Below are 12,761 nucleotides of genomic sequence, written 5' to 3'. Positions count from 1 at the left end.
CGCCGTATGATCGTTGCCCAAATCGGTGCGATCCCCTACAAATCCGGCCAAACGCATTTCCCCGAAAGGACAGCCCATGACACTTGGCTTTGAAACATTGCAGGTCCACGCAGGCGCCAAGCCTGATCCGGCAACCGGCGCGCGCCAGACCCCGATCTATCAGACCACCGCCTATTGCTTTCGCGATGCCGATCACGCGGCGAAACTGTTTAACCTGCAAGAGGTCGGCTATATCTATTCGCGCCTGACCAACCCGACCGTTGCCGCGCTTCAGGACCGGATCGCGGCGCTGGAGGGTGGCGCGGGCGCTGTGTGCTGCTCGACCGGACATGCGGCGCAGATCATGGCGCTGTTCCCGCTGATGGGTCCGGGCAAGAATGTGGTCGTGTCCTCGCGGCTTTATGGCGGGTCGATCACCCAGTTCAGCCAGACGATCAAGCGGTTTGGCTGGTCCGCGAAATTCGTCGACATTGACGATATGGAGGCGATTGCGGCGGCGATTGATGACGATACCCGCGCCGTTTTCTGCGAATCCATCGCCAACCCCGGCGGCCATATCGCCGATCTGCGCAGCGTCGCGGATGTGGCGGACAAGGCCGGCCTGCCGCTGATCGTCGACAACACCACTGCCACGCCGTACCTGTGCCGCCCGATCGAGCATGGCGCGACGCTGGTTGTGCATTCGCTGACCAAATACCTGACCGGCAACGGCACGGTCATGGGCGGCGCTGTGATTGATTCGGGCAAATTCGACTGGTCCGCGTCGGACAAGTTCCCGTCCCTGTCACAGCCCGAGCCGGCCTATCACGGCACCACGTTTCACGAAACATTCGGTCCGCTGGCCTTTACCTTTCACGGCATTGCCATCGGCCTGCGCGATCTGGGCATGACGCTGAACCCGCAGGCGGCGCATTATACGCTGATGGGGATCGAAACGCTGTCCCTGCGGATGGAGCGGCACTGCGAAAACGCGCAGAAAATCGCCGAATGGCTGGAGGGGCATGACGCCGTGTCGTCGGTCACCTATGCCGGCCTTGCCTCCTCGCCCTATAACGCGCGGATGGCGCAGGTCTGCCCCAAGGGGGCCAGCGGGCTGTTCACCGTGTCGCTGAAAGGTGGCTATGATGCCTGCGTCAAATTCGTTGAAAACCTTGAGCTTTTCAGCCATGTCGCCAATCTGGGCGACACGCGGTCGCTGGTCATTCACCCCGCTTCGACCACACACCGCCAGTTGACGCCCGAGCAGCAGACCGCCTCCGGTTCGGGCCCCGAGGTCGTGCGCATTTCCATCGGCATCGAAACCGCCGATGATCTGATCGCGGATCTGGACAAGGCGCTGAAGGCCGCCGGTTAAACCGTAACGGGGCGGCGCCGCGCGCGCCGCTCCGATTTCGGGGGCGTCTGGCTTGGTCTTTTCCTCGGCGTGAACCTGCTATAAAATCGCAAGATGGGCTGTGGCGACTCCCGCAGCGGATATTTGGGTGCTAAAGACGTCTGATGAAACCGAATTTCGCACTTAACCTCTCCGCCGAAGGCGCCAGCCTTTTGTACCGGTCCGGCAATGGCTGGGTCCGTGTGGGCAATGTCCCGTTCGATGACAGCGACATGGCCCGCGCGCTGAAAGCGTTGAAAACCCGCGCCGCGCGTCTGCCGGGCGATCTGACCTGCAAGCTGGTCATTCCGAACGACCAGATAAAATACCTGTCGATCGAGGCGGAAAATGACCCCGAGGCGTCCGTGCGCGCCGCATTGGAAGGCGCCACGCCCTACGCGGTCGAGGAACTGGAATACGACTGGACCGCCGCGGATGGGGTCATTCAGGTGGCCGCCGTCGCGCTTGAGACACTGGCCGAGGCCGAGGCATTTGCGGCCGAGCACGGGTTCGATGCTGTCAGTTTTGCCGCGATTCCCGTCAAAGATGCGTTTCGGGGCGAGCCGTTTTTTGGCGTCACCCGCCGCGCGGGCGAAATCCTGCCCCACGGCACGATTGTCGAGCGTGACGATACCGCGATTCGCATAACCGGCGACGCGGAAATACCACCGCAGCCCATGCCCAAGGCGCCCGAGGCCAAGCCCGAGCCAGCAGCACCACCAGCGGACGCCCCCGTCGCCAGCGCCGCCGCTGAGGCCGTTGCAAGCGCGCCGCCCGCCCCCAAACAGCCAGCCGCCAAGGCAGAGGCCACGGCCAAACCCGCGCCCGACAAAAAACCGGACACGCCGAAACCCGCGCCCGAATCGCAGCCTGCAAAACCTGCCACCCCGGCGCCCGAGAAACCAAAGGCAGCCGCGCCCAAGGTCGCGCCGCCCACGTCAGCCGCGCTGTCTGCACCGCCGGTCAAGGGCGCAGCGCCCTTGGGCCCGGTGCCAAGGCCGCGTGCACCGGCGAAGGACGACGAACCGTCGAAACCGGCGCCCGTCGCGGCCTTCAGCTCGATCCGGGCGTCGCGCGACGGTGATGCTGTCCGCGCCACACCGCCACTGGCCGGGGATGCGCGCGCCAAAAACACGAATGGCACCGACACGGCGCCGCCGCTGCCCAGCCCGGCCAGCGATGACGTTGCCGACCCGGCGCGTCTGGCGGAACTGGCGGCCAGCCTGCACCCCGATCCGTCCGAGCGTCTGAACCGCGATGCCGCCGATGCCGCCCGCACCACCGAGGCGCCGACCGAAAAACCCGGCCTGCTGAGCCGCAAGACCAAAGCCGCCTCCAAAAGCGCCCCGCGCCCCACGCGCGAGGATGAAAAGCAGCGCATGACCGTCTTTGGCGCGCGCAAAAGCCCGGTGCGCGGCAAGCCACGCTTTCTGGGCCTGATCCTGACCGCGCTGTTGCTGCTGTTCCTTGTCGGTGTCGCGGCCTGGGCCTCGGTCTTTCTCGAGGATGGGCTGTCGCGCTTCTTTGGCAGGGGCGACGATATCAAGCTTGCCGATGTGCCGGCCGAAGACGAGGCGGAGCCAGGCGCCGAAATCGACGCGCCCGCGATCGAGCCGCTTCCCGAAATCGCCGCGCTGCCGGGTGGCTCGGACCGGCCCGAAGTTGTGGCCCTGCCCGATCTGCCCGCGCCGCTGGCCCCGGACGAGGCGCTGGCCCGCTATGCGGCGACCGGGATCTGGCAGATGGCCCCGACATCGCCCGAGATCCCCGTCGCCGGCGCGCCGCTTTCGGATATTTACGAGGTGTCGCTCGATCCCGGTCTGGGGCTGGGCGATCCGGCGTCAATGCCGCGCCGCGCCCCGGATGCGCGCGACGTGCGGCCCGAAACGCCGGTGGATCCGCCCCCTGCCGGGACGCGGTTCGACTTTGACGACCGCGGCTTTGTTCGCGCCACGCCCGGCGGTGTTGTGACACCGCAGGGCGTTCGTGTTTTCGCGGGCAGCCCGCCGATGACGCCGCCGCAGAACATGCCGCAGACCGTCACCGTGACTGCAACGCCCGAAACGGCCGAGCCTGATCTGGCGCCCGGCACCACCTTTACCGGCGATCCGGCGCTGGCCGGCACCCGCCCCCGTGTGCGGCCGGACAGCATCATGGCCGCCACACCGCCAACCCCGGCAGAGGCCGCGCCCGAAACGCGCGAGGATGGCCAAAACACCGTTACCGGCGCCGGTGATGACGTTCAGACTGCCGAGGCAACCGCAGCGGATGCCGCGCTGGCTGCGTTGCGCCCGCGCCTGCGCCCGGCACAGATTGCGGCCCTTGCCGCCACATTGCAAAGCGCTCAGACCGCCGCCGCCGCACCGCTGGTGGACGGCGCATCGCTGAACCGCGCCCTTGCCGCCGCGACCGCCGCCGATACAGACCCCGAAGAAGAGGCGGATGAGGACAGCTTCGAGAATGCCACAGCACAGGCTGTAACGGCCTCCCTGACACCGCTGCGCCGTCCCGGCGACTTTGAAAAGATCATCAAGCGCACCCAGCAAAGCGCGGCTGCGCAGCCGGTTCCGGCGGCCCAGCGGCTACAGCCCAGCATTCCGTCCAGCGCATCGGTATCGCAGCAGGCAACCCTGAAGGATGCGATCAACCTGCGCCAGGTCAATCTGATCGGCGTCTATGGCAGTACCGCCAGCCGCCGCGCGCTGGTGCGGCTGGGCAATGGCCGCTACCAAAAGGTGCGCATTGGCGATGCGCTGGATGGTGGCCAGGTCGCCGCGATTGGCGACAGTGAACTGCGCTATATCAAGCGTGGCAAAAACGTGGTTCTGCGCATCCCGCAAAGCTGAACCGCGACCCGCCGCAGCGCCTGATACCGTGGTTGGACAAAAACATCGGTGTCGGGTGCCCGTAACGCCAATAATCGCGTTATCAGGCGTTGATAGATTTTGATCTGCCAGTATGCTTGACCCTCACATATCAGGGACTTGCGCCCGCCCGGTGCCGTTCCCTGCTGCCATGGCTGCCCTGCCCCCGCCGACACGAAGGATCCCACCACGATGGAAGGCTTCCTCTATCAGGCCTCGATCTACCTTGCCGCTGCGGTTATCGCGGTGCCCATTGCCGCGCGGCTGGGGCTGGGGTCGGTTCTGGGCTACCTGATGGCGGGTATCATGATCGGCCCGGCGCTGGGGCTGGTCGGACAGGAAACCGCCGATTTGCAGCATTTTGCCGAATTCGGCGTGGTGATGATGCTGTTCCTCATCGGGCTGGAGCTGGAGCCGCGCGCGCTGTGGGATATGCGCCACCGCCTGCTGGGGCTGGGCGGGATGCAGGTGGTACTGACCACGCTGGTCATCATGGGCGGCGTCATGGCCATGGGCCATGAATGGAGCGTCAGCCTGGCCGTGGGCCTGATCTTTGCGCTGTCATCAACGGCCATCGTGCTGCAAACCCTGTCCGAAAAGGGCCTGATGCAGACCAAGGGCGGACGCTCGGCCTTTTCGGTGCTGCTGACACAGGACATCGCGGTGATCCCGATGCTGGCGCTGCTGCCACTGCTGGCCATGCCCGGCAGCCTGCGCAGCCGCGTGAGCGAGGCGACAGATCATGACGACACGGGCCTGATTGACAGCGCCGTGGCGCATAGCGCAGACAACATGTCACTGGTCGCGGGCCTGCCCGGCTGGGGTGTGACGCTGGTCACGCTGGCCGCCGTTGGCGGTATCATCCTGACCGGTATCTACCTGACGCGGCCCGTCTTTCGCTATATTCACGTCGCCCGCCTGCGCGAGATGTACACGGCGCTGGCGCTGCTGATCGTCTGCGGCATCAGCTTCATCATGTATCTGGTCGGCCTCTCGCCCGCCTTGGGCGCGTTTCTGGCCGGTGTGGTTCTGGCCAACAGTGAATTCCGGCACGAGCTGGAATCGGATATCGAGCCGTTCAAGGGCCTGCTGCTGGGCCTGTTTTTCATCACGGTGGGCGCCGGCATCAATTTTGGCCTGCTGTTCGGGCAGCCGTTTCTGGTGCTGGGTCTGGCGCTGGCGGTGATCTTCCTCAAGGGCGTGGTGCTTTATGTCTTGGGCCGGATTTTCAGCCTGCGGGGCCGCGATCTGTGGCTGTTTACACTGTCGCTGGCGCAGGCCGGCGAATTCGGCTTTGTCCTGATTTCCTTTTCCGGCCAACAAAATGTCGTGCCCGGCGACATGACCGAAATGTTGCTGTTGATCGTGGCAATGTCGATGCTGATCACACCGCTGCTGTTCATCCTATACGATGCGCTGTCCAAACGAATGGAGGAGGCGGACGAGCCGCTGGCCCATGATGACGTGGACCAGCAGGCCGGCATCATCATCGTCGGCATCGGCCGTTTTGGCCAGATCGTCAACCGGCTGGTGCGGTCCTCGGGCTATGAGACGGTGGTTCTGGACCACAATCTGGCCGCGATCCAGCGAATGCGCCGGTTTGGCGTCAAGGGGTTCTTTGGCGATCCGACCCGGCCCGAAATGCTGCACGCGGCGGGCCTCAAGGATGCCAAGGTGCTGGTGGCGGCGCTGGATGATCCCGATGCCGCCGTGCGGCTGGTGACGTTTGCCCGGCGCGAGCGGCCCGATCTGCACATCATCGCCCGCGCACGCGATCGCACGCAAGTGTTCCGGCTGTTTCAGGCAGGCGCCAATGACATCGTGCGCGAAATGTTCGATTCGTCCCTGCGCGCCGGCCGGTATGTGCTGGAAAACATGGGGGTCAGCGAATTCGAGGCGTCCGAGCTGATGAAAACCTTTTACAGGCATGACCGCCATTCGGTGCGCGAACTGGCGGCGCTGTGGGATCCGGAAAAGCCGACGGTCGAAAATCAGGAATATATCGCCCGCGCCCGCGAGCTGGAGGCGGAATTGCAGACCATGCTTCTGTCGCAACTGGAGGAATCCAGCGACACGGATACCGACCGCAAAAGCGCCTGACCGGCGCCGTCAGGCGCCTGCGATCCCCGCCTCGTCAAAGGTGGCCATGCCGCTGTGACAGGCCAGCGCGCCCTGCACGATGCCCAAGGCCAGCGCGGCGCCCGACCCCTCGCCCAGACGCATCCCCAGCGCCAACAGCGGCGCCTTGCCCAGCTGGGCCAGCGCCCTTTCATGCCCCGGCTCGGCGCTGACATGGCCCGCGATGCAATGATCCAGCGCGCCGGGATGCGCCTGCTCAAGGCAGGCCGCGGCCATGGTGCAGATGAACCCGTCCAGGATCACCGGCACGGACAGGTGCCGCGCGCGCAGGATCGCCCCCGCCATCGCGGCCAGTTCGCGGCCACCCAGACAGCGCAGCACGTCCAGCGGGCTGTGCAGACTATCCGCATGGCGGCGCACGCCGGCAGCCACGACGCGGGCCTTTGCCTCCAGCCCGCGCGCATCGACGCCGGTGCCGCACCCGGTCCAGTCCGGCGCCGTCCCGCCCCACAGGCCAAGCGCGATGGCCGACGCGCAGGTGGTATTTCCAATTCCCATCTCGCCCACCACCAGCAGATCCGACCCTGGATCAACCGCGTTCCACCCGGCGCCAAGCGCCGCCAGAAAATCGGGCGCGTCCATCGCGGGCCCTTGCGTGAAATCGTGGGTGGGGCGGTCCAGTTCCAGCGCATGCACATCCATACGCGCGCCAAACTGCCGGGCCAGCTGATTGACCGCCGCGCCGCCACTGCGGAAATTCGCCACCATCTGCGCGGTCACCTCGGCGGGGAAGGCAGAGACGCCCTGCGCCGCAACGCCGTGGTTTCCGGCAAAGATAATCACCTGCGGCGCGGATACCTGCGCCCGTTCGTTCCCGCGCCAACCGCAATACCACTCGGCAATCTGCTCCAACCGGCCCAGCGCGCCGGGCGGCTTGGTCAATGCCGCATCCCGCAACCGCGCGGCTGCCTGCGCCGCCGCATCGGGCGCCGGACAGGTTTCAAGCCGCGCGCTGAACTCGGCCAGAGTGTTGAAAGTCTGCGCCATACCGGCCCCCGTTTGCAAATGATCCGTCCAGCGGTATATGCCGGGGATACATCCCGGCCGCACCCTTGAAAAGGTCCATCCCCATGCGCGACAGCCCCCTTTTTGACGCACACCTGGCCGACATTCGCGCCGCGTTTGGCCTGCTGACCCGGCTGCCCATAGGCGATACCGCGCCGCGTGGCGCACCTGCGGCGTGGGCCTATCCGCTGGTGGGTCTGGCAATCGGGCTAATCGCCGGGATCGCGGGCTTGGTGGCGCAATGGTTCGGCCTGCCTGCCGCACTGGCGGCGCTGATCGCACTCAGCGCGCAGATCATTCTGACCGGCGCGATGCACGAGGACGGTCTGGCCGACACTGTCGATGGGCTGTGGGGCGGCTGGACGCGCGCCCGGCGGCTTGAGATCATGAAGGACAGCCAGATCGGCACCTACGGAACCTTGGCGCTGATGCTGTCGGTCGCGGCCCGCTGGGCCGCGCTGTGGTGGCTGCTTGAGCAAGGCGGCATGGGCGCGCTGGCCGCGCTGATTGCGGCGGGCGCCCTGTCGCGGACCGTCATGCCGGTGCTGATGCGCGCATTGCCAAACGCGCGCAGCGCCGGTTTGTCGCAGGGCGTCGGGCGTCCTGACTGGCGCATTGCCTGGGCCGCAGCAGGCATCGCTGGGGTGATCGCGATCCTTTGCACCGGCTGGTCAGGCGTGGGCGCGATGATCTGCGCCCTGCTGGCGGCAATCACCATCGGATGGGTTGCCCGGCGCAAAATCGGCGGCCAGACCGGCGATATTCTGGGCGCTGCCCAGCAGATCACCGAGATCGCCGTGCTTCTGTCGATTATCGCCTGAACGCCGGCGGGCAACGCCAAGGGCCGCATCCAATTCGGATACGGTCCTTGAGAAACACAGATTTTGACGCCGGATTACGCGGCGCGTGAAATCAGCACATCGCCGACCTGCTTGGCGGCCTGCACCTCGTCGTCGCCGCTGACTGCGGCCACTTCGCGCGTCAGACGCTCCAGCGCGGCCTCGTATAGCTGGCGCTCGGAATAGCTCTGCTCGCGCTGGTCGTCGGTGCGGTGCAGGTCGCGGACGACCTCCGCGATGGCGATCAGATCGCCCGAGTTGATCTTTTGCTCGTATTCCTGCGCGCGACGCGACCACATCGCCTTTTTGGCCTTGGCCTTGCCTTTGAGCGTGGTCATCGCCTTGGAAATGGTGTCGGGGCTGGACAGCGACCGCATGCCAATCTCGGCAGCCTTGTTGGTGGGCACGCGCAGCGTCATCTTGTCCTTTTCAAAGGAAATGACGAACAGCTCCAATTCGATCCCGGCGATCTCCTGGCTTTCGATCGAGACGATCTTGCCGACGCCATGCGCGGGGTAGACGACGAAATCATTGGGGCTAAAATCGGGCTTTCTGGACTTGCTCATCTGGGTTTTCCTTTTTCCGGCCACGTCCGAGTGGTGCGAACACAAATAGATCGCCCCGGCACAACGCCGACAGCAACGAGGATCAATGTACTGACACAAAAACGATCACCCGAGCTGTAGCAGGGGCAATGGATATCGGGCATGGCGTTACATTCCCGAACATCATACCATAAAATTCGCCTTGGCGGAAGTCTGTCTGTTATCAGCCGGACACTCCACGCGTTTGCCAATGAAATATGGGGATCGCGCAGCGTTTACCGGTCAACATACTTGCGCGATCCTGCGCGAATCACGGTGCCGCTGGCATGGATCAATCGCCTTCGCCGGGAGCCTCGGAGAAGTATTTCTCCAACTTGCCGGTTTCGCCGTCACGCTCCTGCGCCTCGGGCAACTCGTCTTTCTTGGTGACGATCACCGGCCACATTTCGGAGTATTTGCGGTTGAATTCGACCCAGCCCTCCATGTCCGGCTCGGTATCGGGGCGGATCGCGTCGGCGGGGCATTCAGGCTCGCAAACGCCGCAGTCGATGCACTCATCCGGGTGGATGACCAGCATGTTTTCGCCTTCATAGAAGCAATCGACGGGGCAGACCTCTACGCAGTCGGTATATTTGCAGGCGATGCAGTTATCGGTGACGATATAGGTCATGTCGGCCCCCTGAATGGATGCCCGTGACTTAATCCACGCCACCCGATCATTCAAGCGCCTCGGCGGCATTCTGGTCCAGTTTGCGCCGGTCTCTTTTGGTGGGGCGCCCTTTTCCCTCGAAACGCGGATTTTGTGAAACAATCGTTTCGCTTTGTGGCGGGGGCGGCGGGGTCAGATCGTCATACAGCGCCTGCGCCTCGGGCGCCGGGCCGCGTCTGGTGCCGATAGCGGTGATACAGATGACGCGCACCACCTTGGCCTGAGGGAAGGTCAGAACATCGCCGGGGCGCACCAGCTGCGACGCCTTGCCCGCGCGATTGCCATTCACACGCAGGTGGCCACCCTTTACGACAGCTGCCGCGATGCCGCGCGTCTTGAAGAACCGCGCCTGCCAAAGCCACTTGTCGAGGCGGATTTTCTCTGCCTCGACAGTGGATTGCGGCGCAGGCTTCACTTGCCGCTCTTGAGGCCCATGAGGGCTGCGGCAAAGGGATTGTCCGGGTCGATCCGGTCCTTCTTGGGGGCAGGCCCTGCGCTGTGGCTCTTGGCCGTATCAGGCTTGCCACCACTGCGCGGCTTGCCGCCCTGCGGTTTGCCGCCCTTGGGTTTGCCGCTGCGGTCCTTGCCGCCCTGCGGTTTGCCGCGCGCGCGGGGCTTGTCATCCCGGCCCTCGGGGGCGGCATTGCGGCGGGGACGGCCCGCCCACGTGAAGACGTAGAACACCTCCGCCTCGGCCTCGGGCGCGATGGGATCGGCGGGGGTGCCCGGCGCGACCTCGGTCTCGCTCATCTCGGGGATTTCGGCGGCAACCTCGGCCGCGTCTTCGGGCGTTTCGGCGATTGGCGCGATGCCCTCGGCTTCGATCTGCTCGACTACGTCCTGAGCGGTTTCGGGTTCAGGCTCGACACCCGGCACGTCGTCCATGATCTTGTCGACGGCCTTGACCTTGGGCCGCTCCCCGCGCTCGGCCTTGTAGCCAAGGCCGGTCATCAGATCTGCAAACTGCTCCAGCGTCATGCCGGTGATCGACAGCATGTCGGCCTTGGCCTCGAACCCGCCGCGGCTGTCCTCGGCGCGCAGCATGTCGGCCAGACGTTCCAGCATATCGATACGGATTGCGCGGGCGCCGGCGGCGCGGTAACCGGCCATCGTATAATAGCCCTGCGGCATCCGCGTGGCGGGAACCGTGACCAGACCGGGGGGCGGCGCCTCGGGGAAATCATCCATGCCATTCGCCAGCGCCCACAGCACCAGACGCAGCCGCGTTGGTGCCGGTTTCAGCAGCAAGGGCATGAAGACGGTAAACTGGCCAAAGCGCACGCCATGCTTGCGCAGCGCGCCGCGCGCGTCCTGCTCCAGCGACTTTACCTCGTCGGCGACTTCGCCGCGCGGGATGATGCCCAAGCCCTCGGTCATGCGGAAGCCAAAGCCCCGCGCGAGGCCTGTCAGCGTTTCGTCCCGGCCGATATTCAGCAGCGGCTCGAACAGGGTGGCGATCTTGCGGTCGATGAAATGTTGCAGGCGGCGCTCGACCTTTTGGGTCACGTCAGGGCCGGCCACATCGTCAACAAACACCTTGATACCGGGTTTGAGCGGATCAGAGCCGGGGGTCAGCTTGCCGACCGCATCCTTGCCCCACATCAGGCCGCCCTGCTCGGTAAAATCAATCTCGGTATCGGGGGCGTTATAAAAACGGTCCGCGCGCAGATTGAAATGCGGTGCCAGCGCCGAGACGCTGGCCTGGCTCAGCATCTTCGCCTCCGCCCCGCTGGCCGTCTTGTCCTGAACAAAACGGAACCCATCCAAGCGGCCGACAAATTCGCCTTCGACCGTTACTTCACCAGTATCGTTAACCTCTGCCACAATGGCTTCCTTCTGCTTGAGCCGGCGCAACAGCACGGATGTGCGCCGATCCACAAATCTTTGAGTCAACGCCCCATGCAGCGCGTCCGACAATCGGTCTTCTACAGCGCGCGTTGCCCCGCGCCAATGCGTTTCGTCATCCACCCAGCCTTTTCGCTGGGCGACGTATGTCCATGTGCGAATAAACGCCAGACGTTTAGATAACGTATCAATGTCACCATCGGTTCGATCAATACGCTTGATTTGTCCGGCCAGCCAGTCATCTGGGATGCGGCCAAATTCATGCAGATCGCAAAATATCGTCTCCAGCAGGCTGGCATGTTCGCCCCGGCTGATGCCGCGAAAGTCGGGGATGCGGCACACATCCCACAGCAATTTCACCGCGTTACCGTTGGTTGCGCGCATCTTGATTTCCGGCGCCTCGGCCAGACTGCGCAAGGCGGTCAGGTCATCGCCATCGCGCACACGCGTCAGCAGATCGTTCTGCGGCTTTTGCTCCAGCGAATTTATCAGCGCGCCGATCGTGCCCGTGCGCAGCGCGGCATTTCGCCACTCAAGCTTTCGGATGGGGGCAAAGCGATGCTCCATGATCGCCTCGGCCACGTCCAGAGGCAGATCCGGCGCCTCGCCGGTGACGCCGAAGGTGCCGTTGCTCATGCCCCTGCCCGCGCGGCCGGCGATCTGTGCCAGCTCGTTCGGCATCAGATCGCGCATGCGGCGCCCGTCGAATTTGGTCAGCGACGAGAATGCGACGTGGTCAATATCCAGGTTCAGCCCCATGCCGATGGCATCTGTCGCCACCAGATAATCAACGTCACCGTTTTGATACAGATCCACCTGCGCATTGCGCGTGCGCGGGCTGAGCGCGCCCATGACCACCGCCGCGCCGCCCTTTTGACGGCGCAAAAGCTCGGCGATGGCATAGACATTATCAACCGAAAACCCGACAATCGCACTGCGTTCCGGCATGCGGCTTATCTTTTTCGAACCTGAATAGGTGAGCTGCGACATACGCTGCCGCGTGATGAACTCTGCCTCGGGCACCAGCGCGGCAATCGCGTTGCGCATGGTGGCCGCGCCCAAAAACTGCGTCTCGCGCAGGCCGCGCATCCTCAGCAGGCGGTCGGTGAAGACATGGCCGCGCTCCGGATCGGCGCAGAGCTGGATTTCGTCAATGGCGACGAAATCGGCGCCGATCCCCTCGGGCATCGCCTCGACCGTGCAGACCCAGTATTTGACGCGGGGCGGCACAATCCGCTCCTCCCCGGTGACCAGCGCCACCACGGACGGGCCGCGCGCCAGCACGATCTTGTCATAAACCTCGCGCGCCAGCAGGCGCAGCGGCAGGCCGATCACGCCGGTCGGATAGCCCAGCATACGCTCGATCGCGTAATGCGTCTTGCCTGTGTTCGTCGGTCCCAAGACCGCAAGGATCCGTGGCTGTTCGGCCATAAGCCATGTCTC

Annotated in this window: 9 protein-coding genes; 4 read left to right on the top strand and 5 right to left on the bottom strand. The window is 64.7% G+C overall.

Features of this window, described 5'->3' with window-relative positions:
- The first annotated feature begins 76 nt into the window (after window positions 1-76).
- The 3 genes from DQ230_RS03970 to DQ230_RS03960 all read left to right on the top strand — a co-directional run bounded on the left by DQ230_RS03970 (window position 77) and on the right by DQ230_RS03960 (window position 6,336).
- A complete protein-coding gene (locus DQ230_RS03970; RefSeq protein ID WP_113911212.1) occupies window positions 77-1,354 on the top strand; it encodes an O-acetylhomoserine aminocarboxypropyltransferase/cysteine synthase family protein in 1,278 nt (425 codons plus the stop codon).
- Window positions 1,355-1,497: 143 nt separating this feature from the next.
- Entirely contained in the window at window positions 1,498-4,218 is a 2,721-nt protein-coding gene (locus DQ230_RS03965; RefSeq protein WP_113911211.1) for a hypothetical protein, read from the top strand.
- A gap of 210 nt (window positions 4,219-4,428) precedes the next feature.
- Complete coding sequence (locus DQ230_RS03960) at window positions 4,429-6,336, top strand: cation:proton antiporter domain-containing protein (RefSeq protein ID WP_113911210.1); 1,908 nt, start codon at window positions 4,429-4,431, stop codon at window positions 6,334-6,336.
- Between the two features lie 9 nt (window positions 6,337-6,345).
- Here DQ230_RS03960 and cobT read toward each other — a convergent pair whose 3' ends face one another.
- On the bottom strand, window positions 6,346-7,362 hold the full coding sequence (gene cobT / locus DQ230_RS03955; RefSeq protein WP_113911209.1) for a nicotinate-nucleotide--dimethylbenzimidazole phosphoribosyltransferase: 1,017 nt from the start codon (window positions 7,360-7,362) through the stop codon (window positions 6,346-6,348).
- Window positions 7,363-7,445: 83 nt separating this feature from the next.
- Between cobT and cobS the strand changes: the two genes are divergently transcribed.
- Entirely contained in the window at window positions 7,446-8,201 is a 756-nt protein-coding gene (gene cobS, locus DQ230_RS03950) for an adenosylcobinamide-GDP ribazoletransferase (RefSeq protein WP_113911208.1), read from the top strand.
- Between the two features lie 74 nt (window positions 8,202-8,275).
- Here the strand turns inward: cobS and DQ230_RS03945 are convergent, their stop codons facing one another.
- From DQ230_RS03945 to DQ230_RS03930, 4 genes are all read right to left on the bottom strand, one after another.
- On the bottom strand, window positions 8,276-8,785 hold the full coding sequence (locus DQ230_RS03945) for a CarD family transcriptional regulator (protein WP_113911207.1): 510 nt from the start codon (window positions 8,783-8,785) through the stop codon (window positions 8,276-8,278).
- A 310-nt stretch (window positions 8,786-9,095) separates the two neighbouring features.
- Window positions 9,096-9,434 carry a ferredoxin FdxA gene (gene fdxA / locus DQ230_RS03940; RefSeq protein WP_113911206.1) on the bottom strand — a complete coding sequence of 113 codons (339 nt, stop codon included), beginning with the start codon at window positions 9,432-9,434 and terminating at the stop codon, window positions 9,096-9,098.
- Between the two features lie 46 nt (window positions 9,435-9,480).
- On the bottom strand, window positions 9,481-9,888 hold the full coding sequence (locus DQ230_RS03935) for an RNA-binding S4 domain-containing protein (protein ID WP_238987413.1): 408 nt from the start codon (window positions 9,886-9,888) through the stop codon (window positions 9,481-9,483).
- Window positions 9,885-12,749 carry a helicase-related protein gene (locus DQ230_RS03930; protein WP_113911205.1) on the bottom strand — a complete coding sequence of 955 codons (2,865 nt, stop codon included), beginning with the start codon at window positions 12,747-12,749 and terminating at the stop codon, window positions 9,885-9,887. The genes DQ230_RS03935 and DQ230_RS03930 overlap by 4 nt, the downstream gene beginning before the upstream one ends.
- Window positions 12,750-12,761: the final 12 nt, after the last annotated feature.

The organism is Roseovarius dicentrarchi (genome assembly GCF_003316635.1).
Taxonomy (GTDB): domain Bacteria; phylum Pseudomonadota; class Alphaproteobacteria; order Rhodobacterales; family Rhodobacteraceae; genus Roseovarius; species Roseovarius dicentrarchi.
Note: the sequence above shows the minus strand (reverse complement) of the source record. Positions and strands in the feature narration are given on the sequence as shown.